17 protein-coding genes and 1 pseudogene are annotated in these 25,322 nt (G+C 72.1%); 6 read left to right on the top strand and 12 right to left on the bottom strand.

All coding sequences use genetic code 11. The features are described from left to right. Positions 1 to 92 precede the first annotated feature (92 nt). Positions 93 to 647 carry a YceI family protein gene (locus AQI70_RS34390; RefSeq protein ID WP_062156381.1) on the top strand — a complete coding sequence of 185 codons (555 nt, stop codon included), beginning with the start codon at positions 93 to 95 and terminating at the stop codon, positions 645 to 647. Between the two features lie 78 nt (positions 648 to 725). Here the strand turns inward: AQI70_RS34390 and AQI70_RS40490 are convergent, their stop codons facing one another. Next, positions 726 to 2,369, bottom strand: coding sequence for a pentapeptide repeat-containing protein (locus AQI70_RS40490; protein WP_062156380.1), 1,644 nt, complete (start codon positions 2,367 to 2,369; stop codon positions 726 to 728). Between the two features lie 112 nt (positions 2,370 to 2,481). Further along, complete coding sequence (locus tag AQI70_RS34380; RefSeq protein WP_062156379.1) at positions 2,482 to 3,054, bottom strand: YdeI/OmpD-associated family protein; 573 nt, start codon at positions 3,052 to 3,054, stop codon at positions 2,482 to 2,484. Between the two features lie 416 nt (positions 3,055 to 3,470). Here AQI70_RS34380 and AQI70_RS34375 point away from each other — a divergent pair, with 416 nt between their 5' ends. The 3 genes from AQI70_RS34375 (at position 3,471) to AQI70_RS34365 (ending at position 8,472) form a co-directional block, all read left to right on the top strand. Further along, the gene (locus AQI70_RS34375; protein ID WP_062156378.1) at positions 3,471 to 4,664 is read left to right on the top strand and encodes a Cmx/CmrA family chloramphenicol efflux MFS transporter; all 1,194 of its coding nucleotides are present in this window, start codon (positions 3,471 to 3,473) and stop codon (positions 4,662 to 4,664) included. A gap of 573 nt (positions 4,665 to 5,237) precedes the next feature. Next, positions 5,238 to 6,020 carry a S1 family peptidase gene (locus AQI70_RS34370; RefSeq protein WP_062156377.1) on the top strand — a complete coding sequence of 261 codons (783 nt, stop codon included), beginning with the start codon at positions 5,238 to 5,240 and terminating at the stop codon, positions 6,018 to 6,020. Positions 6,021 to 6,252: 232 nt separating this feature from the next. Further along, a complete protein-coding gene (locus tag AQI70_RS34365) occupies positions 6,253 to 8,472 on the top strand; it encodes an ATP-binding protein (RefSeq protein WP_062156376.1) in 2,220 nt (739 codons plus the stop codon). Here the strand turns inward: AQI70_RS34365 and AQI70_RS34360 are convergent. Together AQI70_RS34360 and AQI70_RS34355 are read right to left on the bottom strand one after the other, a co-directional pair. Beyond that, positions 8,361 to 9,704, bottom strand: coding sequence for a hypothetical protein (locus AQI70_RS34360; RefSeq protein ID WP_062156375.1), 1,344 nt, complete (start codon positions 9,702 to 9,704; stop codon positions 8,361 to 8,363). The genes AQI70_RS34365 and AQI70_RS34360 overlap by 112 nt on opposite strands. A gap of 102 nt (positions 9,705 to 9,806) precedes the next feature. Continuing rightward, a complete protein-coding gene (locus tag AQI70_RS34355; protein ID WP_062156374.1) occupies positions 9,807 to 12,482 on the bottom strand; it encodes a glycoside hydrolase family 3 N-terminal domain-containing protein in 2,676 nt (891 codons plus the stop codon). Between the two features lie 237 nt (positions 12,483 to 12,719). On the opposite strand from AQI70_RS34355, the pseudogene AQI70_RS34350 reads away from it, so the two are divergent. Further along, positions 12,720 to 14,183 (top strand): annotated as a pseudogene (locus tag AQI70_RS34350) (glycoside hydrolase family 30 protein); the annotation flags it as partial. Positions 14,184 to 14,535: 352 nt separating this feature from the next. On the opposite strand, the gene cimA reads toward AQI70_RS34350, so the two are convergent. The 8 genes from cimA to ureA all read right to left on the bottom strand — a co-directional run bounded on the left by cimA (position 14,536) and on the right by ureA (position 23,702). After that, positions 14,536 to 16,140, bottom strand: coding sequence for a citramalate synthase (cimA, locus tag AQI70_RS34345; RefSeq protein ID WP_062156373.1), 1,605 nt, complete (start codon positions 16,138 to 16,140; stop codon positions 14,536 to 14,538). Between the two features lie 307 nt (positions 16,141 to 16,447). Continuing rightward, positions 16,448 to 17,728: a TolB family protein gene (locus tag AQI70_RS34340; RefSeq protein WP_062156372.1), complete on the bottom strand. Its 1,281-nt coding sequence runs from the start codon at positions 17,726 to 17,728 to the stop codon at positions 16,448 to 16,450. Positions 17,729 to 17,762: 34 nt separating this feature from the next. Beyond that, positions 17,763 to 18,857, bottom strand: coding sequence for a hypothetical protein (locus tag AQI70_RS34335; protein ID WP_062156371.1), 1,095 nt, complete (start codon positions 18,855 to 18,857; stop codon positions 17,763 to 17,765). A gap of 229 nt (positions 18,858 to 19,086) precedes the next feature. Further along, positions 19,087 to 19,647 (bottom strand): TetR/AcrR family transcriptional regulator, encoded by a 561-nt coding sequence (locus tag AQI70_RS34330; protein WP_052032387.1) that lies wholly within the window; start codon positions 19,645 to 19,647, stop codon positions 19,087 to 19,089. A 62-nt stretch (positions 19,648 to 19,709) separates the two neighbouring features. Next, positions 19,710 to 20,207 carry a hypothetical protein gene (locus AQI70_RS34325; protein ID WP_062156370.1) on the bottom strand — a complete coding sequence of 166 codons (498 nt, stop codon included), beginning with the start codon at positions 20,205 to 20,207 and terminating at the stop codon, positions 19,710 to 19,712. Positions 20,208 to 20,216: 9 nt separating this feature from the next. Then, positions 20,217 to 21,266 carry an agmatine deiminase family protein gene (locus tag AQI70_RS34320; RefSeq protein WP_062156369.1) on the bottom strand — a complete coding sequence of 350 codons (1,050 nt, stop codon included), beginning with the start codon at positions 21,264 to 21,266 and terminating at the stop codon, positions 20,217 to 20,219. 25 nt (positions 21,267 to 21,291) lie between these two features. Beyond that, complete coding sequence (locus AQI70_RS34315; protein ID WP_062156368.1) at positions 21,292 to 23,001, bottom strand: urease subunit alpha; 1,710 nt, start codon at positions 22,999 to 23,001, stop codon at positions 21,292 to 21,294. Next, the gene (gene ureA, locus AQI70_RS34310) at positions 22,998 to 23,702 is read right to left on the bottom strand and encodes an urease subunit gamma (protein WP_062156367.1); all 705 of its coding nucleotides are present in this window, start codon (positions 23,700 to 23,702) and stop codon (positions 22,998 to 23,000) included. Before ureA ends, AQI70_RS34315 begins: the two co-directional genes overlap by 4 nt. Before the next feature lie 143 nt (positions 23,703 to 23,845). Here ureA and AQI70_RS34305 point away from each other — a divergent pair, with 143 nt between their 5' ends. Next, positions 23,846 to 25,297: a cytosine permease gene (locus AQI70_RS34305; protein ID WP_062156366.1), complete on the top strand. Its 1,452-nt coding sequence runs from the start codon at positions 23,846 to 23,848 to the stop codon at positions 25,295 to 25,297. The last annotated feature ends 25 nt before the right edge of the window (positions 25,298 to 25,322 follow it).

The raw sequence follows: 25,322 nt of genomic DNA, 5'->3' as shown, positions 1-25,322 counted from the left end.
ACCCCGGATGATGTTGAACATTGAACGGAATAGGTCTACGGTGGGTCGCGTTGAGGTAGTTAAAGATTCAACATCAATCGAAGGAGCACGTCATGGCGCACACCGACCTGACCGCCCTGACCGGCGACTACACGATCGACGCGGCCCACTCCACCATCGGCTTCACCGTCCGCCACGCCATGGTCACCAACGTCAAGGGCAAGTTCCTCGACTTCAGCGGCTCGCTGCACCTGGACGGCGCCGACCCGTCCGCGTCCACGGCGTCCATCGACGTCAAGATGGACAGCATCGACACCGGCTCCGCGGACCGCGACGGTCACCTGAAGAGCGCGGACTTCTTCAAGACGGACGAGTTCCCGACGATGACGTTCCGCTCCACCAGGGCGGAGGCCCTCGGTGGCGACGACTACCGCATCACCGGTGACCTGACGATCCTCGGCACGACCAAGCCGATCACCATCGACCTGGAGTTCAACGGCGCCGCGAAGGACCCCTTCGGCAACGAGCGCGTCGGCTTCGAGGGCAAGGCGCAGCTGCTGCGCTCCGAGTGGGGCCTCACCTGGAACGCGGCGCTGGAGACGGGCGGGGTGCTGGTCTCCGACAAGATCAAGCTGAACTTCGACATCTCGGCGATCAGGAACGCGTGATCCCTCGGCGACACCGCCGCCTCCCCCGCCCCCCGGCTGAGCACACCCGCCCCCCGTCTCAGGAGGGCGGGTGCTCGGTCATGAACCGAGCAGGCCGGTGGTCTTGGGAATCTTGAAGCCTTCCGGCCACCGGGTCTTTGAGGAGTACGTGATGTCGGTCAGGACGGCGCCGTCCAGGAGGGCGCCGCGCAGATCGGCGCCGTCCAGGAAGGCATAGCTCAGATCCGCGCCTCTCAGGTCCGCACCGCGCAGATCGGCGTCGGTCAGGACGGCCTGGGAGAGGTTGGCATGCATGAAGTCCGCGCCCGGCAGTTGCGCTCCGCTGAAGTCGAACCCGCCGAGGTCGATGAGGAGCGACAGCCCGGGCAGCCGCACCCCGCTGAGGTCGTAGGCGACGCCGTTGTCACCGTAGGTGTCGATGATGATGACGGCCTGCCGCACATCCTCCGCCACGTCCTCCCAGCGCCGGCCGACGGCGGGCCGCGACGGATCGGCCGGGGCATGGTCACGGACGTAGGAGCACAGCAGCTGGAGGATGGTGGTCTGGTCCCGGGGCGAGTCCTGGATGATCCGCTCCAGCAGGAACAGGCCCGCGAGGCGGACATTGGGTGATCGGTGGGCCAGATTGCCCGCCGCCGTGTTGAAACGGTTGGCGACCGTGTCCTGTTCGGCGATCCGCAGGTTGTCGTTGGTCTGCTGCACCGTGATGGTCGAGAAGACGAGGGCGCCCACCGCGGCCACGGCCGGCAGGACGACCGCGGCCTGCTGGACGACGCCGGACCACCTGCCGGGGCGCGTCCCGGGCTCCCCCGCGGACGCGGGCGCCTCCGGCTCGGGTGGCGCCACGGGGAGATCGGCGTCGTCCAGCAGCGTCAGCCAGCGCCGGTCGTGGATGCGGTCGTTGACGGTCCCGAGCAGCAGGACCAGACGCGGCAGCGCGTCGTCGGGGTCCTTCCAGACGGCTCCCTCGGCCTCGTGCAGGGCCCGCCCGACGGCTCGCGCGTGGACGGTCAGGTCCACCCACCGTTCGTGATGCGGCGCATGGCCGCCGCGCTCGGCATACGCCTCCAGCGCCCGGCACAACTCGCCGACCGCCCGGGCGAGTCGGAAGGGCGGCGTCCGCAGACCGTCGTCCACGGCGACGAGGGCCGCCACGGCGGGCACCACCGGGGGCCCGGGACGCCGTACGGTGATCCGCCGAAGGTCCCTCGTCAGCGCGACGAGCCCGGCGCACACCAGCCCCGTGGCCGCACCCAGGGCGGCGGCGGAGAGCATGGCGTCCCGGAAGGTGATGAGTGTCGCCGAGACCTCTGCCGGAGAGGGAGCCCACGGGACCCACGCCAGCCAGACCGCCCACACCGCGAGAACCGCCGCCGCCGGCACCAGTCCGAGCAGCAGGATCACCAGCGATGCCGCGCAGGCGGCCCGCAGTGCCCGCGCCGCCCGCTCGGCCTCGACCAACGCGTCACGCCGGGCGGCGCGTTCGGGCCGGCCGGGGAGCGCGGAGGGGGCGTACCGACGGCGGACCGCCAGCGCGGCGCGGTGCATCCGGACGGCGGCCCGGGGCCGGGGCCGGACGAGACGGTCGGCCAGAGCACTCACCGGCCGGGGCGGACGCGCGGCCGCATGGCGCAGCGCGGCCCGCGCCACGAGGAACACGACCAGCGCGCTCACCGCGCCGAGCCCCCAGCCGAGCGGCCCGTACACCGACGTCTCCCACACGCTCGGCCCCCCACCCGGTTCCGGATCGATTCAGGGCCGATCATGTCATGGGCACGCTTCACTCACTTCGGTCCCGCACCTCAACGGCCGGTTCCGGCAGGTGAGTTGACCGTCACCCGTTGCCGGCCAGCCTCTCGATCGCCCCGGCGAGCCGAGCGGCCCGGTTCTGTGGCGTACGCGCCCTCAGCAGGTCGACGATGACGAGGTACCGATCGGTCCTGCCGAGCCCGTCGAAGGCGGCCCGCGCCCGCGGGTTCCGTTCCAGTGCGGTCGCGAGGTCGTCGGGGACGGTGGCGTTCCTCTGCGACTCGTACGCCGCCGCCCAGCGGCCGTCCGCCTGCGCGGCGTCCACCTCCGCGAGGCCGGCGGGCCGCATCCGGCCGGCGGCCGTCAGCTCCTCGACCCGCCGCACATTGACCATCGACCAAAGGCTGCCCGGCCGGCGCGGGGTGATCCTCTGCAGGAAGTACGCGGCGTCGAGCCCCTTGCGCTGACCGGTGATCCAGCCGTGGCAGAGGGCCACGTCATTGACGTCGGCGGCCGTGACGGAGGGAATGCCCGAGCCCTTCTTGGCGACCTTGACCCAGAGACCGGTGTGCTGGGGGGCGGGGTGGGCGGTCAGCCAGGTGTCCAGAGCCGCCGGGGAGGCGAAGGCGAGGGGTTCGGTGCCGTCGGAGGGGGTCATACGGGCACGGTAGGCGGGATGGAGGTCAGATCCGGTCCTATATGAGGGCTGGACGGACGTCAGATCCGGTCCTGTGCGGGGCTGGATGGAGATCAGATGGGGTCCTGTGAGGGGCTGGCCATATGAAGGCCTGTGTCCGGTCTGCACGAGCGCCGGGGCCGGCCCCTGTTCCCCGTGGGGAGAAAAGCGGTGGAGTCGGTCCGCCCGGTCCCCGTAATCTGCCTCCGTGTCCAGTCCCGAAGCCTCCAGACTCCGGCCACCGGCTCTCCGGTGGCTGCCTGTGATGTCGGGCTGACGGGCTCGCGTTCCGGTTCTCCGCTCCGCGTACTCCGTAAGCCGTCGTAGTCGTCACCGCTGCCGGACGGCCGTCCCAAGCTGCCGTTCTTGACGCCGACTTCGGGTTGCGGAGTTTCTTCATGCCGTTCGCTCTACATCTGCTGGGCCTTGCCGTCTTCGCCCAGGGCACGTCCGAGTTCATGCTGTCCGGGCTGGTTCCGGACATCGCGCGGGATCTGGGGGTCTCGGTGCCCGCGGCCGGGGCGCTCACCTCTGCCTTCGCCGTGGGAATGGTGGTCGGCGCACCGCTCATGGCGGTGCTGGCCAGGAAGTGGTCCCGGCGGTGGGCCTTGCTGGGGTTCCTCGTCGCGTTCCTCGTCGTCCATGTCGTCGGGGCGGTCACCGGGAGTTTCGCGGTCCTCGTCGTCACCCGGGTCGTCGGGGCGCTGGCCAACGCCGGGTTCCTGGCCGTCGGCCTCGTGACCGCCGTGGGGATGGTCGCGCCGGACGCCAAGGGCCGGGCGACGTCCGTGCTGTTGGGCGGGGTCACGCTCGCCTGTGTGGTCGGGGTGCCCGCCGGGGCGGTGCTCGGTCAACTCTGGGGCTGGCGTTCGGCGTTCTGGGCCGTGGCGCTGGTGTCCGTGCCGGCGGTGGTGGCTGTGGCGAGGTCGGTGCCGGGCGGCACCGGTGACTCCGCCCCGGCCTCGCTGCGGGGCGAGCTGCGGTCGCTGCGCCGGCCCCGGCTGCTGGTGACCTTGCTGCTCGGCGCACTCGTGAACGCGGGGACCTTCTGCTCCTTCACCTATCTCGCGCCTCTCGTCACGGACGTGACCCGGCTCGCGAGCGGGTGGGTGCCCGTCGTGCTCGCGGTGTTCGGTGCCGGATCGTTCGTGGGGGTCGGTGTCGGGGGCCGGCTCGCCGACCGGCGGCCCGGGCTCCTGCTGACCGCCGGGGGGTTCGCCCTGTGCCTCGGGTGGGGCGCCCTCGCGCTCGGCGCCTCGCATCCGGCCGCCGCGCTCGGCCTCGTCTTCGTGCAGGGCGCCCTGTCCTTCGGGGTCGGGTCCACGCTCATCTCCCAGGTGCTGTACGCCGCACCGGGCGCGCCGACGCTGGCCGGCGGTTTCGCGACCGCCGCGTTCAATGTGGGCGCGGCGCTGGGGCCGTGGGTCGGGGGTACGGCCATCGGCGCGGGACTCGGGTACCGGTCGCCCCTGTGGGTCAGTGCCGCGCTGGTCGCGCTGGCCCTGGTGACGGCGGGCCTGGCGGGCGGGCTGGCCGCGCGGCGCCATCGGGGCGCGGGCAGGCGTCGTACTCGGGCATCGTCGTCGGCATGACCGCACTGTCCCGGCGTCTTCCGCATGGGTCGTCGTCGCCGGCTGGGACGCGGGGGCCGGTCTCACGGCCGCGCGCCGCCTCGTACGAGATCGCGCAGGGGTGCCCTGAGCCCCTGGCCGCCGTTCGCGCCTGACTGCGTGAACGCGGCATCTACGGGATGCCCTTCGACGCGGGCGAGGTCCGCTGGGATCGCGTGTGCGGGCCCGGGCCCGATGGGCGTCGGCGTGCGTGGATCACGGTCCATGTCGACGCCGGTGCCCTGTGGCGGCTGGGCCTGCATCCGGCTCAGCCGACCGCCGTCGTCAACTGCCCCTCGCCACCTGGCTGGTGGCATGCGGCCGGGGAGCGGTACGCCCGGCGGTGCCGGGCCGTCAGGCCCACGCCCTGAACGGCGTGGCCGGTTTTGGCCCCTTGCCCGGGCGCTCCCCGAATTCCCATAATCCAGCAACGGATTTGACCGGCGCATGTCACACAAAAGGCGATCCCCTTACCTTCTCGCCCGGTGTGGCACGCCCCTGAGGTTTCAGCGCTCTCCACGTTCGCATGTCCAACCCCCCACGGAAGGCATCACGTTGAAGAAGCTTCTCACCGCGCTCAAGAGATGCGCGGCCCTCGGCGCAGCCGCCCTCGCGATCGTCAGCCTGCAGCCCGTCTCGGCCGCGGAGGCCGCCGATTCGCGCGTCGTCGGCGGCACCCGTGCCACCCAGGGCGAGTTCCCGTTCATGGTCCGGCTCTCCATGGGCTGTGGCGGTGCGCTCTACACCCAGCAGATCGTGCTCACCGCCGCGCACTGCGTGGGCTCGACCGGCCCCAACACCGGCATCACGGCCACCGCCGGCGTCGTGGACCTGCAGTCCACCAGCGGCCGGGTCCAGGTCCGCTCCACGTACGTGTACCGCGCCCCCGGCTACAACGGCAGCGGCAAGGACTGGGCGCTCATCAAGCTCGCCCAGCCGATCAACCTGCCCACGCTGAAGATCGCCACCACCACGCAGTACAACACCGGCACCTTCACCGTCGCCGGCTGGGGCGCGGCCCGTGAGGGCGGTGCCCAGCAGCGCTACATGCTCAAGGCCAACGTGCCGTTCGTCAGCGACGCCCAGTGCCGCTCCTACAGCGGCTACAGCGGCCTCATCGCGAACGAGGAGATCTGCGCCGGCTTCCCGTCGGGCGGCGTCGACACCTGCCAGGGCGACTCCGGCGGCCCGATGTTCCGCCGGGACGCGAACAACGCCTGGATCCAGGTCGGCATCGTCAGCTGGGGCATAGGCTGCGCCCGGCCGAACGCCCCCGGCGTCTACACCGAGGTCTCTACCTTCGCCTCCGCGATCGCCTCGGCGGCGTCCTCCCTCTGACGTCTCCCACGCTGACCTGTCAGCGCTTGTGACCCGTCAGTACTGCTGACCCGTCAGCACCTCTGACCGTCAGCACGGCGGGCCCGGTGTCTTCGGATGCCGGGCCCGCCGTGCTGTTCCTGCTGTTCCTGCTGTTCCTGCGGCGCCTGCGTTTGCCGGGAGCCTCGCCGCCCGATGAGATAGCGTCCGGAACGGTCAAGTGGCGGTACGGACACGGGGGTTGGTGCCAGGCGTGAGGAGCGGTGATCACGTCGAGTTCAGCGGGGGCACCTACCACGGCCCCGTCACCGGCAAGGAGGAGCACCACCACTACGGTTCCGCGCCCACCGCGACCGCCGCGCTGCCGGCCAGACCGGCCGCCTTCACCGGCCGCGACGCGGACGTCGAACGGCTGCTGGCCGCGCTCGCCCCGGGCGCGGGGCACGACGGCGAACCCGTGCTCGTCTCCGCCGTGGCCGGGCTCGGCGGTATCGGCAAGACGGCGCTCGCGGTGTACGCGGCCCACGTGGCGCGTGAACGGGGCTGGTTCCCGGGCGGCACCCTCTTCGTCGACCTGCGCGGCTACGACAGCACGCCGGTCACCGCCGACCGGGCCGTACGGTCGCTGCTGCGGGCCCTCGGCGTACGGGACACGGACGTGCCCTCCGCGCCCGCCGACCAGTACGCCCTGTACCGCTCACAGCTCGCCCGGCGTGAGCCGGTGCTCCTCGTCCTCGACAACGCCTCGGACCCGGCGCAGGTCGAACCGCTCCTGCCGGGCGAGGGCGACCATCGCACCCTGCTGACCTCGCGCGACACCCTCGACTGGCTGCCCACCCGGCTGGTCCGGCTCGGCGAGCTGGCGCCGGACGCGGCGGCCGCGCTGGTCGAGCGGCTGCTGCGGGGCACCGACCCCGAGGACGACCGGGCCGCCGCCGAGCCCGACGCCCTGCGCGCGCTGTGTGCGCTCTGCGGCCATCTGCCCCTCGCCCTGCTGATCACCGCGGCCCAGCTGCGCCGCCGCAGGCGCCGGCCGGTGTCCGCGCTCGTCGCAGAGTTGCGTGCGGCCCAGGACCTGCTGGGGGCGCTCAGTCACGGCGGCGGCAGCGAGCGCGGGCTGCGTCCCGTGTTCGACGTCAGCTTCGCGCGCCTCGGGCCGGATCAGGCCCGGCTGTTCCGGCTGCTAGGTCAGGCCCCGGGAAACGACGTGAGCACGCGGACCGCGGCCGTGCTGATGGACGGCACCGAGTCCGCCGTGCTGCGACTGCTGGAGGACCTGGAGGCCGCCTCGCTGGTCACCGCGTCGCCGGACGGGACGCGGTGGCGGATGCATGATCTGGTTCGGGCGTATGCGAGCGGTGTCGGGCAGGGGGAGCCGAAGGCCCAGCGGGAGATCGCCGCCGCACGTGCCCGGCTGCTCGCCCACTTCGCGCTGCTCACCCAGTCCGCCGACCCCGCACGGCACGAGTCCAGGAGTGCGCGGAAGCGGGCGGACTCCGCCCGCGAGTTGTTCCGCGACCGCGGCGAAGCGCTGGCGTGGCTGGACGCCGAGCGCCCGGGTCTGGTGGCCGCCACCGCCTGGGCACGGGAGCCCGGTTGCGCGGAACACGTCGTGCTGCTGGGCCTGAGCCTGACCGACTACCTGCATCGACGCCGCCACTTCGAGGAGGCGGTGACGGTGACGCGGGCGGCGCGCGAAGCGGCCGCCGCGTGCGGGGACCGGATGCACGAGGGGTCGGCCTGGACGCACCACGCCAACGCCCTCAGAGTGCTGGGCAGGCTCGCGGAGTCGGTCGACGCGTCGCTGCAGGCCCTCGCGATCTACCGTGAGCTGGGCGTCCCTCATGGGGCGGCCATGGCCTGGAACGCCATCGGCAGTGTCTCGTACGAGCTCGAAAGGTTCGACGTGGCCCTCGACGCCTTCGTTCGGGCCCGGGAGATGTTCACCGTGATGGGCGACCGGGACGCCGCCGCCGGCGGCTGGAACGGCGAGGGCATGGTCCTGGGCGCCTTGGGCCGTCACCGTGAAGCGAAGAGGGCGTATCTCCAGGCTCGTGCGATCCACGCCGACGAGGGCAACGTCCCGGCGGAGGGCATGGTCTGGAACAACCTCGGCGGCGCCCTGGAGGAGCTGGGACACACCGGTGCCGCGCTCAAGGCCTTCCGGCGGGCCATCGCCCTGCTCGTCAAGGCGGACGACTGGTACCGAGCCGCCGGCACCCACACCAACATCGCGCGGCTTCTGTCCCGCACCGGCCGGCCCGGCGAGGCGCAGGCCGCCTGGAGCGCCGCCGCGGATGCCTACGAGCGCGCCGACGCCCCCGCGGAGGCCGCCGAGGCCCGTCGGAGCGCCGCGCTCGTTCAGAAGCCTCCGCCGTCGAACCCTCCCCCGCCGAAGTCGCCGCCTACGAAGTCCCCACCGCCGAAGCCCCCGGCGTCGAAGTCCGCGCCCGAGACGTCGCCGCCCTCGTAGCCGTCGGCGCCGTAGCCGTAGCCCGCGCCGTAGTCGGCCGCGTAGGCCGGGGTGGCCATCATGCTGCCCAGCATCGTGCCGATGAGCAGGCCCGGGAGGAGGCCGCCGCCGAAGTAGCCGCCGGCCCAGGGGCCGTAGGCCGGGCCGGCCTCCCAGTACGGGCGGCGGCCGTACTCGGTGTCCACCTCGCGGACCACGGGGTCGCGGCCGTCGGCGAGGCGGGTCTGGTCCGCCGCGCAGACCGGGACGTCACGCGGGGCTCCGCCCGGCGGCGTCCAGGTGGCGTCGGTGACGGACGGACCGTGGCGCGGGTCGAAGAAGCACGGCGGCCGGCGTTCCGGAAGGGGCCGGTGCTCCCGGCGGGCGGCCAGCTGGGTGAGGGAGAAGCGGCCGTCCGCCAGGGCCTGGGTGACGGCTTTGACCTCCTCCGGCCTGCGGGCGGAGTCCATCAGCCGTTTCGCCTTCTCGTAGGCGTCCAGGGCGTGTTCGTAGTCCGCGCGCATCGCGTCGTCGGCGCCGGCTTCCGCCGGGTGGAAGTCCAGTCGGTCCAGTTCCTCGCCGAAGGCGGTGATGTCCTCGTCGACCACGACCCTCAGCCGCTCCAGCGCCGCCCGCTGCTCCTCCTCGTGGCGGCGCCGGTTGCGCCGGACCAGCGCGTAGGCGCCCGCGCCGCCCGCCGCCAGCACGGCGCCGGCGGCGATCAGTCCGCCGACGTCCACGCCGCCGCCCCCGCCGTCGCTCCAGCCGGCGGGTGCCGTGCCGCGCACGTTGCGCAGTGCGGAGTCGACGAAGTCGTTCAGCTGGGCCTTGGGGTCACCGGCGGTCTGTACCGACCTGACCAGGTTGTTCACCGCCTGCACGGAGAGCACGGAGGGGTCGGCTCCCGCGTCGAAGCGCTCGCCGACGCGGATGCCGTACAGGCCCGTGACACCGGTCTCGGTACGGAGGTTCATCAGGAGGTTCTCGGTCGGCTGATCGGCCGGGAGAACCGCTATGAAGACGGGCTTGTCGGCGTCCTCGATCTTGTCGGCGAGCGCTTCGGCGTCGGCCGACGACAGCTGGTCCGAGGCGGCGGGGTCCACGTACACAGGACCGTCGCGCAGCGCCTCGGCGACCTGGGAAAGGTCCGTGGCCGCATGTGCGCCGGGCGCGCCGGCCATGAGCACCGCCAGCGTCGCGGTGACCGGCACGATCAGCAAGCGCATGAGGCCCCGGAACAACGGAGTCCTCATACCTTCGACGCTACCTGATGGGCGGGGCAAAAGCGTCGGTCCCGGTGGGCGGAAATCCCACCGGGACCGGCGTCCTACGGCGTCCGGGCGCCGTGCGACGGCTCAGGCGGCCTGGTAGGCCGCGCTCAGCTTCTCCACCGCCGCCCCGTACCGGCCCGTCAGCAGCAGCCGGTCGGCCTCGGCGAAGGGCTTGGCCACCGCCTCGGCGATCATCGTGCCCGCCCTCTGCTGGACGATCAACCGGGCCTTGGTGACGAGCGCGCGCCCCGCCTCCCGCGCCCCGGCCTTCTCGGCGGCCGCGGCCGCGATGCCGAGTGCCTTCAGGGTCGCGGCACCGCCTTCGGGCACCCTGGTCAGCGTGGTCAGGCCCCAGCCGTACGGGAAGCGCGGGTCGTACGCCGCGTCCCCGACGTTGATCGGCAGCTGCGCCTCGCTCTTCGGCCAGGTGACGGGGAGCTGCCCGGTGAAGGGCCGCTTCCCGTAGAGCACATCCGCCACTCCGTCGCCCTCCGTGCCCGGCAGCCACGAGGCGACCAGCGCGTCGATCGCGGCCAGCCGCTCGTCGTCGATCAGCTGCGGGCGTATCTTCAGCAGCACCTGCGACTCGGCCGCCGCCCGCCGCGCCACGGCCCGGTGCTCGGCGGAGCCGATTTGCGCGGCCCGGCTGGTGTCGGCGTACGGCTTCTCGAAGAGCCCGAGCCGGAACTTCTGCGTGAGGATGCGGGACACGGCGTCGTCGATCCGCCGCTCGCCGATCCGGCCGGCCCTCACCTCGTCGACCAGCGTCGCGTGGAAGTCCTTGTACGCGTACGGCACCATGATCATGTCGAGGCCCGCGTTGACCGAGGTCCGGACGTCGGAGGCCTGGTCGCCGGGGATCTGGTCGATGGCCTGCCAGTCGCTGATCACGAAGCCGCCGAAGCCCATACGGTCCTTGAGGACGCCGTTGATCATGTCGGCACGGGCGTGCATCTTCACCGGTCCCCGGCCGTCTCCGACGAGGTCGAGGGAGGAGTACGACGGCATGACCGTGCCGACGCCACGCTCGACGGCCGTCTCGTACGGGGCGAGGTGGACGGCCTCCAGCTGCCGCCGGGTGACCTTGGTGACGCCCTGGTCGATGGTGTACGTGCCCGTGGTGGAGGAGCCGTACTCGGTGCCGCCGTCGCCGACGAAGTGCTTGGCGGTGGCGAGGACCTTGTCGGCGCGGTCCAGGTCCCGGCCGTCGGGCCTGCCCTGGAGGCCCTGGATGACGGTCGCCATGGACTCCACCAGCGCCGGGTCCTCGCCGAAGGACTCGTACGCCCGTCCCCACCGGTCGTCCCGCGTGACGCACAGGCAGGGCGCGAAGTCCCAGGGGATGCCGGTGGCCCGCGTCTCGGCGGCCGTCACCGCGCCCGCCTGGCGGGCGAGCCCCGGGTTGCGGGACGCCCCGAGTCCGATGTTGTGCGGCATGATCGTCGCGCCGGCCAGGTTGTTGTGGCCGTGCACCGCGTCGACGCCGTAGATCAGCGGGATCTGGAAGCGGGTCGCCTGCGCCCGGAGCTGGAAGCCGTCGATCATCTTCGCCCAGGCCTCGGCGGTGTTGGGCGTCGGAGTGGAGCCGCCGCCGGAGAGCAGCGAGCCAAGGGCGTAGGTGGCGATGTCACCGGATGCCGTGAGGGCGCCGCGCTCGGCCTGGGTCATCTGGCCGGCCTTCTCCTCCAGGGACATGCGGGAGAGAAGATCGGCGACGCGCTTCCGCACGGGCAACTTGCTGTCCAGATACGGCAGTCCATGGGCGTCGACGACGACCTGCGGGGTCTCGGCAGGGGGCTTGGCGCCGGTGACGGTCAGCTTCAGCGGGATCGTCTCGGCGGGCTCGGCGGACCTGTCCTCGCGGGTGGGGACGCGGATCTCTCGGGTGGCGCCGGAGGCGGTGCCGGCCGGGAAGGTGACGGTTCCCTGGACCGGGGTGTAGTCCTCGCCGGGGTCGGCGGTGCCGGTCGCGGCCGTCTCGTAGGTGACGGTGACGGGTTCGGCGAGGGGGGCGGAGCCGGTGGTGGCGACGGTGAGCCGCGCGGTCGCCGTGCCGCCCTCGCCGGTGGGGTACACGGCGGAGTCGGTGCGCAGGGATGCCTTCAGCGACTGGTCGGCCTTTCCGTACAGTTCGACGTCGTCCATGGCGAACTCGCCCTTGACGCCGACCGGGAGGGTGATGGCGTACCCCCAGGTCTCGGTGAGGCCGAGGATGTGGTCGATGCCGCCGACGGGCTGGTAGTCCGTGCGGTAGGTGAAGTCGGTGAAGGGCAGTTCGATCTGTTTCCAGCCGGTGAAGTCATCGGTGAAGGAGGTCGTCCACAGCTCGGACGCCTCGCCGTCGGCGCCGCCGTCCTTGAGTTCGAAGGCGATCTTCCTGCCGTTGTTCCGGCCGTCCCACCAGAAGCGGATGCCCTTGTGGGCGGACCAGTCGTGGGCGGGCTCGGCGAAGGCGAAGTCGTGGGTGAAGCCGCCGTAGCCGCTGATGTCGTAGGTGCCGGAGAGGACCTTCTCGCCCTCGGGCGCGTCGTCACGGGCGGTCAGCCGGAGGGCGGGCGGATCGTCGTTGTCGCTGCCCCAGGTGAAGATGCCCTCGGCGGGCGGGCTCGCGAAGGGGACCTCGCCCTCGAAGCGGTCGACGGGGACCGGGGCGGGGTCGTCGGCGCCGGACGCGGGGGCGCCGGACGCGGGGGCGGCGGCGGTGAGCGGCAGCAGGGTGGTGAGTAGGGCGGCGGAGGCGAGCAGGGCGGTTCTTCGCATGGAACGTCCCTCGACTCTCATGGTCCACTTATGACTTACCTCACGCCTTGAGTTAACTGGCGGCCCGCGTTGGCGTCAAGACTTCACGTCAGGGCCGGTGCGCACTCAACTCCTGGCCGGATCAGCCGTGTTGTCCTTTCAGCTAATGAACGCGCGACCCCTTGACGCGGTGACGAAGCCGCCATTTACTCACGCCTCGCACGCCTCCCATCCCCCACCTCAGAAGGGCGGCGCTCCATGAGGAGATCCACTCGGACGCTCGGGCTGCTCCTCGCCGGGCTCCTCACCACGGCCGGCCTCTCGGCGGCCACACCCGCGCAGGCCGCGGGCGAACAGATCACCCCCTGGCTCACCACGACGGACGACACCGGCGGACGCCATGTCGTCCGCGGACTCCAGCCGCAGACGCCCTTCGCCTTCCAGGCGGGCTCCGGCGGCAGCGGCGAGAACATCACCGTCGACGAGAACACCCGCTACCAGACCTTCACCGGCGGCGGCGCGTCGTTCACGGACACCGCGGCCTGGCTCATGGACGGCAGCGGCGCGTTGTCCCAGGCCACGCGGGACGCCACCATGCGCAAGCTGTTCTCCCCGACGGACGGCATCGGGCTGTCCTTCCTGCGCAATCCCATGGGCGGGTCGGACCTCGCCCGCTTCGGGTACACCTACGACGACATGCCGGCCGGGCAGACCGATCCGGATCTGTCCGAGTTCTCGATCGCCCACGATCTGCAGGACGTCGTGCCGCTGACGAAGCAGGCGCTTCAGCTCAATCCCTCGCTCACCGTGATGGCCTCGCCGTGGACGGCCCCCGCCTGGATGAAGGACAGCGGGCAGCTCAACGGGGGCTGGCTGAAGGCGGAGTACTACGGGGCGTACGCCTCGTACTTCGTGAAGTACGTGCAGGCCTACCAGGCCCAGGGCATCCCGGTCTCGTACGTCACCGCCCAGAACGAGCCGACCTGCTGCTCGGGCTATCCGTCGATGAGCTGGAACGCGAGCGGGCTGGCGTACTTCACGAAGAACGAGCTCCTGCCGAAGCTGCGCAGCGCCAGGCTGTCGACGAAGGTGCTGGCGCACGACTGGAACTGGGACACCTACGACGCGTACGCCGCCCAGACCGTCGACGACGGCGCGATCCGCTCCCACCCGAACTTCGGCGGGATCGCCTGGCACGGCTACGGCGGCGACGTGGCCAAGCAGACGCAGGTGCACGACCGGTACCCGCAGCTGGACGCCTTCGGCACCGAGCACTCGGGCGGCACCTGGATCGCCAACCAGCAGCGCGAGGACATGATGAACATCATCGACTACACCCGGAACTGGGCGAAGTCGGTGACGAAGTGGTCGCTGGCGGTGGACCAGAACCGGGGGCCGCACAACGGCGGCTGCGGGGTCTGCGACGGCCTGATCACGGTCCACAACGGGGACTCCCGGCATGGCCAGGTCGACTACACCGTCGAGTACTACACGATGGGCCACCTGACGAAGTTCGTACGGCCGGGTGCGCAGCGGATCGCCTCCACGGCGTCGTCGTCCGTGCCCAACGTGGCGTGGCGCAACCCCGACGGTTCGAAGGCGCTGATCGCCTACAACGACGCCTCCACCGCGAGGACGGTGACGATCAACTGGGGTTCGCAGCACGCCACTTACTCACTGCCGGGCAAGACGTCGGCGACGTTCACCTGGTCGGGCACGCAGTGAGATGCGGCGGTTGCAATAGCCCCTGCGGGTGGGCGGGGGTTCGCGTGTGATGCCTGCGGCGGCCTGTGGGGGTTGGGTGGGGGTGCGCGTAGCGCCTGCGGTGCGGTTGTGGGTCGGGGCCGCGCCGGGGGGTGTCCGTCCTCGGACCGGCGGCCCCCTTGGGCCAAGAGGTGCCGCGTGTTGACGCCGGTCACTGCGGGCGGACACCCCCCGACACGTCCCCTTCCCGCCGTCGGCGACTGCGGCACCGCGGGGGTACGCGCCCCATCCACGCGTCGGCACAGCGTCCGTAGCTGCGGGCACCCCGTCGCGCTGGGCCGCGCGACCCACCCCCGGGCGGCCCGTGCGGCTACTCCGCCGGCGACACCCCGGCCCGCAGCAGGCCGTAGGTGTAGGCGTCCTCCAGGGCCTGCCAGGAGGCCGCGATGACGTTCTCGGCGACGCCTACCGTCGACCACTCCCCCGCCCCGTCGGACGTGGAGATCAGGACGCGGGTCGTGGACTGGGTGCCGTGGACGCCCTCCAGGATGCGGACCTTGTAGTCGACGAGGTCGAGCTTGGCGAGCTGGGGGTAGATCTTCTCCAGGGCGACCCGGAGGGCGCGGTCGAGGGCGTTGACCGGGCCGTTGCCCTCCGCCGTGGCGACGATGCGCTCGCTCTTGGCCCACAGCTTGACCGTGGCCTCGTTGGCGTGGGTGCCGTCGGGGCGGTCCTCGACGATCGCGCGCCAGGACTCGACGTCGAAGTACTTCAGCGGCTTGCCCTCGACCTCGGCGCGGAGGAGGAGTTCGAAGGAGGCGTCGGCGGCCTCGTAGGTGTAGCCCTTGAGCTCGCGCTCCTTGACCCGCTCGACCACCCGGCCGACCAGTTCCCGGTCGCCGCCGAGGTCGATGCCGAGTTCCTTGCCCTTGAGCTCGACGGAGGCGCGGCCGGCCATGTCGGAGACCAGCATCCGCATGGTGTTGCCGACCTGCTCGGGGTCGATGTGCTGGTACAGGTCCGGGTCGACCTTGATCGCGGAGGCGTGCAGGCCGGCCTTGTGCGCGAAGGCGGAGACGCCGACGTAGGGCTGGTGGGTGGACGGGGTGAGGTTCACGACCTCCGCGATGGCGTGGCTGATGCGGGTCATTTCGCGCAGGTGGCCCTCGGGGAGGACCTTCTTGCCGTACTTCAGCTCCAGGGCCGCCACCACCGGGAAGAGGTTGGCGTTGCCCACGCGCTCGCCGTAGCCGTTGGCCGTGCACTGGACGTGGGTCGCGCCCGCGTCGACCGCGGCGAGGGTGTTGGCGACCGCGCAGCCGGTGTCGTCCTGGGCGTGGATGCCGAGCCGGGCACCGGTGTCGGCGAGGACGGTGGAGACGACGGCCTGGACCTGGGCGGGGAGCATGCCGCCGTTGGTGTCGCAGAGGATGACGACGTCCGCGCCGGCCTCCGACGCCGTACGGACGACGGACTTCGCGTACTCGGGGTTGGCGCGGTAGCCGTCGAAGAAGTGCTCGCAGTCGACGAAGACGCGGCGGCCCTGCTGGCGCAGATACGACACCGTGTCGCGGACCATCTCCAGGTTCTCGTCCAGCGTGGTGCGCAGGGCGAGCTCGACATGGCGGTCGTGGGACTTGGCGACGAGGGTGATCACCGGGGCACCGGAGTCCAGGAGTGCCTTGACCTGCGGGTCGTCGGCGGCTTTGGCGCCCGCGCGGCGGGTCGCGCCGAAGGCGACCAGCTGGGCGTGTTTGAAGTCGATCTCCTGCTGGGCGCGGGCGAAGAACTCGGTGTCCCTCGGGTTGGCGCCGGGCCAGCCGCCCTCGATGAAGCCCACGCCGAAGTCGTCCAGATGACGGGCGATGGCCAGCTTGTCGGCGACGGTGAGGTTGATGCCCTCCCGCTGGGCGCCGTCGCGCAGGGTGGTGTCGAAGACGTGGAACGAGTCGTCGAGCTCGCTGGTTACCGTCATGGTCGTAAGGCTCCTGTGTCGGATCTCGGTCTACCGGAATGACCGGCTCCACCGCCCCCACCTATGGTCCCTCGCGCTCTCCGCCCGGCTGCGGGTGGGCCGGGAAACAGAAAAACCCCTCGCGGGTGCGAGAGGTCTGCGCGCGGGTCGAGGACGACGGTGTCCGCCCGTACCTGGTCGTACGTGGCGGTCACTGCGGACCGGCGCGCCTGCTGCCAATAATCATGGCGAACGAGAGCACGGAGGCAGTCTGGCACAGTCCCGCCCCGTGCTCACCGTCCGTCTCAGGATGCGAACACTGTGCTGATCAACGCAGGCGGCGTACGAAGCCGTCGTTGCTGCCGTTGGTGTCGCCGGGCACGAGCTGGGACGAGCTGCTGCCGAGGCCGATGCGCTCGGCGCCCGCGCTCAGCGAGGACAGCGCGACGGAGGCGTCCGTCACGGGTCCGCCGGTGACCGACTCGCCCGCCAGGCGGGTGGTGCCGGTGCGCAGGTCGCGCAGGTAGATGTTGGCCGGGCCGGGCCTTCCGTCCGGCAGCCGCGGGGTGGCCTCGTAGCCCAGGTGGCGGCCATCGGGGCTGAGTACGGGGCGGCCGGGCATGGTCTCGCCGTCGGAGCCGGTGTCGACCCGCCGGGTGACGTCGGTGCGCAGATCGCGGACATAGATGTCGGACGCGCCCTCGGGGGTGCCGCCGGGGACCAGGTCCTCGTCCCAGTTCTCGAAGGCGACGGTGCGGCCGTCCGCGGAGAGCGAGGCGGGCAGCGCGTACCGCTGGGCCGGGGAGCCGTCGGCCTTGACGTTCACCCGCTCCTCGGTGCCGGTGCGGCGGTCGTGGACCCATGTGACCCCGAACGAGCTGCGCGGCACCAGCTGTGTGTACAGCACATAGCGGCCGTCGGCGCTCATGTCCTGGAAGAGCGCGGGGTTGTCCGGGCGGTCCGGGTTGCTGATCCGCTCCGTCCTGCCGGTGCGGCGGTCGAAGACGTACACGGCTCCGAAGAGGTCGCGCGCGCCCTCCTCCATCCGGTCGGCCTTGGCGTTGAAGGCGATGTAGCGGGCGTTCGCCGACATATGGGCGCCGGCCGCGTGGGCGGAGCCCCCGTCGAAGGCGACGCTGATCCGCTTCGTGCTGCCGGTGCGCCGGTCGTGGAGGTAGATGTCGTCGGCCGCGGCGTTCGCGGGCGGGGTGTCCCAGTGGACGAGGTTTCGGGCGTTGGAGCGGAACAGGACGTACCGCCCGTCGGCGCTGATGGCCTGCAGGGACGAGGGGTTGTCGGCCTGGGCGCCGTCCGAGCTGACGCTGACCCGCTCGACGGTCCCCTTGCGCAGGTCGCGCACGAAGACGTCCGCGTGGCCGTTGGTGTCGCCGGGCACCAGGTTGGCCGCGTTGGCCGTGAAGGCCGCGAACCTGCCGTCGGCGCTGAGCTGCGGCCCGTACGAGTCGGCGTCGCCCTGCTCCCCCGTCGGCGACAGCGTGACCCGCTCGGTGGACGGGACGCGCGGCGCGGCGTTCGCCGACGTCCCCGTCAGTGCCACCGTGGCGGCGACGAGGGCGGCGGCGAGCGTGGTGCGTGTGCTGGCGTACAAGATCTGTTCCCCCTGTTGCGGTGCTGGTTGTCGGTCAGTGGATGTGGTCGATGAACACGTCCGGCATCCCGTTGGTGTCGTCCCGGACCAGGTCGGCGGCCGTGGAGGTGAAGACGACGGAGCGGCCGTGGCGGGTGACGGAACCGGCCCGCGCGGTGCCGTCGGCGGCCACCGGGTGCTCCCTGCCGGTGCGCAGGTCGAGCAGCGTCAGGGCGTCGTCCCGGGCCAGCAGGACATGGCGGGCGGTGCGGTCGGCCGCGACGGCGGTGGCGCCCGCGGGGCCGACCGGGGTGGACCGGCCGGTGCGCAGGTCGTGGAGGCGGGCCTGGGTGGTGCCGTCGGCGGTGCGGACGTGGTGGAGCAGGCGGCGGCCGTCGGCGGAGAGATGGACGGTGCCGGTGGCGGTGCCGGCGGGTCCCTCGGCGATGAGGCGGCGCTCGCCGGTCTCGCGGTCCAGGACGTGGACGCGGTGCACCGAGGTCTGGTCGAGGCGCAGGAACACGGTGTACGCGACGGTGCGGCCGTGCGCGTCGAGGGCGGCGCCGTCGATCGCGCCCTCGGGCGGGAGCGGCGAGACCGGCTCGTCGGTGCCGGTGGCCAGATCGTGGACGTAGAGCACGCGGGCGTACTGGAAGCCGTGCCGGTTGCCGACGGTGTACGCCACGTGCCGGCCGTCGGCGCTGAGCGCCTTGGCGCCGCCCAGTTCGTAGAAGCCGTCGTCGGGCGGCTGCGCGGGCCACAGTTGGCGGGTCTCTCCGGTCACGCGGTCATGGACGTACGGCTTGGAGTAGCGGTTGCCGTTGTCGTACACCACGCGGCGGCCGTCCGCGCTGATCATCGCGTTCCGGGTGTACTGCAGTTCCTCGGGCACCGCCGTCAGCGTGCCGGTGCGCAGGTCCTTGACGTACACGCGGTTGTTGTCGAGGCCGCCCGAGGGGTCGGCGGCCGTGAAGGCGGCGTGGCGCCCGTCGGCGCTGACCGTGCCGCCGGACGCGGGGACCGGCAGTTGGGTGCCGTCGGAGCCGGTGCTGATGCGCTGGACGCCGGCGTCGGCGTCGGCTGCGGCGGTCGGCAGGGCGGTGAGGACGAGGGCGGCGGCGAGGATCGCGCCGGTGGTCAGGCGTCGCACCGGGTCACCTCGCTTCCGGTAAGAGGACGGTGATCCGGTGGTCGCTCAGGACGGTGCGGTGTGCGTGACGCATGGAAGTTCCCCCTGTGTGCTCCTCGCGCGCGGCGCTGGACACGGTCCCCCGAAACCTTGTCGTTCCCCCCGCCCCCGCGCCGAGGGCTCACACGGATGCAATCGCATCAGGAACCCCGGGTCAATCCGCTCGTTTACGTACAACCCGGGCGGCCGGTCATGCGTCCGCGAGCCCCGGCCGCCCCAGTGACTCGTCGAGGAACTCCCGTACGTGCGACAGGATCTGGCCACGGTCGGTCCCGCGCAGCCCGATCGCCACATGGATGGCGAAGCCGTCCAGCAGCGCCCGCAGCCGGGCGGCGAAACGGTCCGGGTCGACCGCCCGGAACTCGCCCCTCGACACCCCCTCCGCGAGCAGCGCCACCAGGTCCCGGTGCCAGGCGCCCTCGATGGCGGCCTGGCGGTCACGGGCGTCGTCGTCGGCGTTCTGCGAGCGGTTCCAGACCTCCAGCCACAGGGTCCAATGCGGGTCGCGGTGGCCGTCGGGGACATACAGGTCGACGTAGGCGTCGATCCGTTCGCGGACCGTCGCCGAGCCCCGGGTCAGCAGCCGGCCGCGCTCGGCGCCGAGCCGGCCCTCGCTCCACTCCAGGGTCCGCAGCAGCAGTTCGTCCTTGGAGTGGAAGTAGTAGAGGAGGTGGCCGCTGCTCATGCCGACCGCTCGGCCGAGCGCCGCCATGGTGAGCTTCTCCAGGCCGCGCTCGGCGATCATCGTCATGGCGGCGGCGAGGACGTCCTCGCGGGGCGGGGCGGGGGTGCGGCGGCGGGCGCCCGGCGCGCTCACGCGGACTCCGCCCGTACGGCGTCGGGCAGGAAATGCGTCTCGTAGGGGCCGGAGCACTCGGCGAACAGGGTCGCCACCACCGCCCCGCATTCCGCGCACACCTCGTTGGGCCCCTCGCGCCCGGGCACCCCGCGGCAACCGATCTCCCGCACGGCCGGGTTGGCGGAGAGCCACCCGCGGGTGTCCTCGGGGTGCACCACCAGGGTGTCGCGCGGGCCGGCGGACATCAGGAAGCCCTGCCCGTCGGGGTCTCCCATGGCCCCGTTGCCCGGGTGGGCGGCCCCGACCCACTCCGGGTCGGGATGCGGCACATACGGCGCCCCGCACGCCTCCGGGTCCACCGCGTACCTCCCGCGCGGCACGGTCGCCGGGGCGTGCAGGGAGCCGTCGGGGTTCTCGCGGCCGTCGTACGCCGGGCGGGGCGGCAGCTCCGGCGGGAGGTCCAGCGGCTCGGTCAGCCGTGTTCCGCAGGTGACGCAGGTCAGTACATCCACCCGTACGTTCTACCTGACGGTCGCCCTCGGCTGCTGCTGGGTGATGCAGTGGATCCCGCCGCCGCCCGCGAAGATCGTCCGCGCGTCGACGAGGGTCACCGTCCGCTCGGGGAACAGCCGCCGGAAGATCCCGGCCGCGATCTCGTCGCGCGGGTCGTCGAAGCCGCACAGCACCACGCCGCCGTTGCAGAGGTAGTGGTTGATGTAGGAGTAGTCGGCCCAGTTGCCGTCCGCCTCCAGGACGGTCGGGGCGGGCACCTCGACGACCTCCAGGCGGCGGCCGCGGGCGTCCGTCGCCGACTTCAGGAGGCCGATGACCTCCTTGGTCACCTCGTGGTCGGGGTGGGCCGGGTCCGGCTGGTGGTGCGCGACGACCACGCCGGGGCGGGCGAAGGCGGCGACGATGTCGACGTGGCCGAGGGTGCCGAAGCCGTTCGGGGGGTAGTCGCCGGTGAGGCCGCGCGGCAGCCAGATCGCCTTGCGGGTGCCGAGGTGCGCGTGGATCTCGGCCTCCACCCGCTCGCGGGTCCAGTGCGGGTTGCGCTCCGGGCCGAGCTGGACCGTCTCGGTGAGCAGGACGGTCCCCTCGCCGTCCACATGGATGGCACCGCCCTCGTTGACGAGTTCCGAGGCGTACGTCTTCACCGAGCCCGCGAGGTCGGAGACATGGGCGGCGATCTTCGCGTCGTGCTCCCAGCGGGCCCAGTCCTGGGCGCCCCAGCCGTTGAACGTCCAGTCGACGGCGGCGAGTTCACCCTTGCCGTTGGTCAGGAAGGTGGGGCCGATGTCCCGCATCCAGGCGTCGTCGAGTTCCCGCTCGACCGTCTCGATGCCGTCGCCGAGCAGCGTCCGCGCCTGCGCCGACTGGCCGGGTCCGCACACCACGGTCACCGGCTCGAAGCGGCGCACCGCGCGGGCGACCGCGGCCCAGGCGATGCGTGCGGCGGCGAGGTCCTCGGCGTCGTCGAAGGTCGCGTTCGGGCCCGGCCACGCCATCCAGGTGCGCTCGTGCGGGGTCCACTCGGCGGGCATACGGAAGCCGTCGTCGGCAGCAGACATGAGTGATCCTTACAGGCTGTGACATTTATAGGAAGTACAGGCGGTTGAGGGAGACGGACTCGGCCGGCTCGGACCGCAGCGGCTCGCCGTCGAGGGTGACCAGACCGGTGCGCTGGTCGACGTCGACCGCTCCGGTACGGGAGTTGAGGCGCAGGTCGGCGGGTCCGATGCCGCGGGTGCCCCGGACGGCGACCCTTCTTCTGCGCGTCGGCATCGAGTCATGGCCCTGCTCGACGGCGGCCCGGGCGACGAAGGCGACCGAGATGTCGGCCGGTGTGGCGCCGTACGCACCGAACTGCGGGCCGAGGACGAGGGGTTCGCAGGTGTCGGTCGCGGCGTTGGGGTCCCCGACCACGCCGTACGCCGGGAAGCCCGCCTTCAGCACGAGCTGCGGCTTGGCCCCGAAGTACTCCGGCCGCCACAGCACGATGTCGGCGAGCTTGCCGACCTCCAGCGACCCCACCTCGTGCGCGAGGCCGTGGGCGATGGCCGGGTTGATGGTCAGCTTGGCCATGTAGCGCAGGACGCGCTCGTTGTCGTGGTCGTCCGGGGCGCCGAACTCGGCCTTCATCTTCCCGGCCATCGCGAAGGTACGGCGGACCGTCTCGCCGGCGCGTCCCATGCCCTGCGCGTCGGACGAGGTGATGCCGATCGCGCCCAGGTCGTGCAGGACGTCCTCGGCGCCCATGGTCCCGGCGCGGATGCGGTCGCGGGCCATGGCGGCGTCGCCGGGCAGGTCGGTCTTCAGGTCGTGGACGGAGACGATCATGCCGTAGTGCTCGGCGACCGCGTCCCGGCCGAAGGGCAGGGTGGGGTTGGTGGAGGAGCCGATGACGTTCGGGACGCCGGCCATCTTCAGGACGTTCGGCACATGTCCGCCGCCGCAGCCCTCGATGTGGAAGGCGTGGATGGTGCGGCCCTCCAGGACGCGGAGGGTGTCCTCGACGGACAGGCATTCGTTCAGCCCGTCGCTGTGCAGGGCCACTTGGACGTCCTGTTCCTCGGCGACCCGCAGGGCGGTGTCCAGCGCCCGGGTGTGGGCGCCCATGTCCTCGTGCACCTTGAACCCGCTCGCCCCGCCCTCGGCGAGGGCCTCGACCAGGGGCGCCGGCGAGGACGACGAACCGCGCCCCAGGAAGCCGATGTTGACCGGCCAGGCGTCGAAGGCGTTGAACGCGTGCCGCAGCGCCCAGGGCGAGTTGACCCCGACGCCCCACACCGGTCCGAACTCCTGCCCGATGATCGTGGTCACCCCGGAGGCGAGCGAGGCCTCCATGACGCGCGGCGACAGCAGGTGGACGTGGGTGTCGACGGCTCCGGCGGTGGCGATGAGCCCCTCGCCGGACACGATCGACGTGCCCGTGCCGACCACGACGTCGACCCCGTCGAGGGTGTCGGGATTCCCGGCCCGCCCGATCGAGCAGATCCGGCCCTCCCTGATCCCGATCGAGACCTTCCGGATCCCGAGCGCCGCGTCGATCACCACCACATTGCTGATCACGACGTCACAGGTCTCCCGGACGGCCGCGGCCTTGAGGTGCAGCCCGTCCCGCGCGGTCTTGCCGAACCCGGCGAGGAACTCGTCGCCGTAGCGCTGGGAGTCGGACTCGACGCGGATGGTCAGGCCGGAGTCGCCCAGGCGTATCCGGTCGCCGGCGCGGGGGCCGTGGGTGGCCGCGTACTCGTGGGGGGTGAGGCGGCGGGCCTCGGCGGGGTGGCCTCCTGGGCGGCTCATCGCTCGACCTCCTGCTCAGGTGTTTCCGGTACGCCGAGGTAGCCGCAGGCGGCGGCGCGGCGCAGTGCCTCCTCGCGGGCGCCGGGGGCGTCCAGCGCCCCGTCGACGAGCCCCGCGAAACCGATCGCGATCCGGTGACCGCCGATGGGTACGAGCCCGACCTCGGCGCTCTCCCCCGGTCCGAAGCGCACGGACGACCCGGCGGGCACGGCGAGCCGCATCCCGTAGGCCCGCTCCCGTACGAAGTCGAGGCGCGGGTTGGCCTCGAAGAAGTGGAAGTGGGAGGTGACGGAGACCGGCACGGTGGCGGTGTTGGTGACCGTCAGCCGTACGACCGCCTCGGGCTCGGCGTGCTCGGGTCCCGGCAGCAGCGCACCCGGGGCACGGTCCCCGAGGCCCTGGCCGATCGGGTCGGTGACGACCGCGAGCCGCGAACCGTCGTCGAAGACCGCCTCGACATGCACCTCGGTCACGACGTCCGCGACACCCGGCAGCACGTCGTCCGGGCCGAGCACCGACCGGGCGCGCTCGATGGCCTCCGCGAGCCGGGCGCCGTCGCGGGCGGCCTCGCAGACGGTGTCCGCGATCAGCGCGGTCGCCTCCGGCACGTTGAGCCGCAGGCCGCGGGCGCGGCGCGCGCGGGCCAGCTCCGCGGCTCCGAAGAGCAGCAGCCGGTCACGTTCCGTGGGAGTCAGTCTCATGCCGTGGGCACCTCCTTGCCTCCCCCACATTAGAGCATCACTCTAAAAACGAAATCGCCGGTTCCGAAGTGTTGACTCGGCCACAACCATCCCACACATTGAACGTCGCTCTAACTCTGGCGGCCGATCGAAGGAGACCTGCCATGCCGATGGAACAGCGCGGAGTCGACACCATCCCCGAGGAGGAACGCACAAGTGGCCCACGGGACCTCGTCTCGATCCTGCTGGGGTCCAACCTCTGTCTCGGAGTGATCGTCTTCGGCTGGCTGCCCCCGTCGTTCGGACTGGACTGGTGGGCGTCGGTCACCTCGATCGTCGTGGGCACCCTGGTCGGCACGGCCCTCACCGCACCGCTCGCCCTGATCTCCCTGCGCACCGCGACGAACCTGTCCACGTCCTCCGGCGCCCAGTTCGGCGTCCGGGGCCGCCTGGTCGGCTCGGTCGTCGGCCTGCTGCTGGCGCTGGGCTACTCCGCGCTGACGGTGTGGATCGGCGGCGATGTGATGGTGAGCGTGCTGGGCCGCATGTTCGGCATACCGGCGAACGACGTGTCGTACGGCGTCGTCTACGCGCTCCTCGCCGCCGCGACCGTGGCCGGCGCGGTGTACGGCTATCGCGTACTGCTCGCCATGTCCCGCGTCCTGGCGATCGGCATGACGGCACTGCTGGTCCTGGGCGTGATCGCCTACGCCCCCCACTTCACCACCGCCGCGCTGCCCGAGGCGGGCGGCTATCTGCTGGGCGGGTTCTGGCCGACGTGGCTGCTGGCCATGGTGGCGGCCGGACTGTCCGGCCCCATCGCCTTCATCACCCTGCTCGGCGACTACACCCGCTACATCTCCCCGGCCCGCCACTCCTCCCGCCGGGTCCTGCACGCGACCTGGCTCGGCCTGATCCTCGGCCTGCTGGTCCCGCAGCTGTTCGGCACCTTCACGGCGTACGCGGCGCGGGCGGCCCTCGACTACGCGGGCCCGCTGGTCGACGCCTCCCCCACCTGGTACCTGCTGCCGCTGCTCCTGGCCGCCTCCGCCGGCTCGGTCGGCAACGCGGGCCTGATGCTCTACTCCATGGGCCTGGACCTGGACGCCATCCTGCCGCGCGCCTCCCGCGCGAAGGCCACGTACGCGGTCGCGGTCGTCGCCACGATCTGCGTCTTCGTCGGCCACTACGCCTCGACGGCGCAGGACGCGATGACGTCGTTCGTCCTGCTGCTGACGGCGATCGGCACCCCCTGGGCGGTCATCACCCTCATCGGCTTCGCGCGCTGCCGCGGGGTGTACGACCCGGAGGCGCTCCAGGTGTTCAACCGGCGTGCGCGGGGCGGGATCTACTGGTTCCGCGGCGGCTGGAACATCCAGGCGACGGTCTCGTGGACGCTGGGCGCGACGGTCGGCGTGCTGGCGGTGGCACTGCCGTCGTACGAGGGGCCGCTGCTGAGCCTGACCGGCGGGGTGGACTGCAGCTTCCTGCTGTCGGGGCTGGTGGGAGGCGTCCTGTACACGCTGCTGACGATCGGTGACTCCGCCCCGGCAGGCGAAAGGGCCGCCACGGACACCGAGTCCGAAGCGGCCCTCGCGGTACCGGCGGAGAAGTAGGCCCTATCTGATCCGAACGACAGGG

It is taken from the genome of Streptomyces curacoi, assembly GCF_001513975.1.
In the GTDB taxonomy this organism is placed as follows: Bacteria; Actinomycetota; Actinomycetes; order Streptomycetales; family Streptomycetaceae; genus Streptomyces; species Streptomyces curacoi.
Note: the sequence above shows the minus strand (reverse complement) of the source record. Positions and strands in the feature narration are given on the sequence as shown.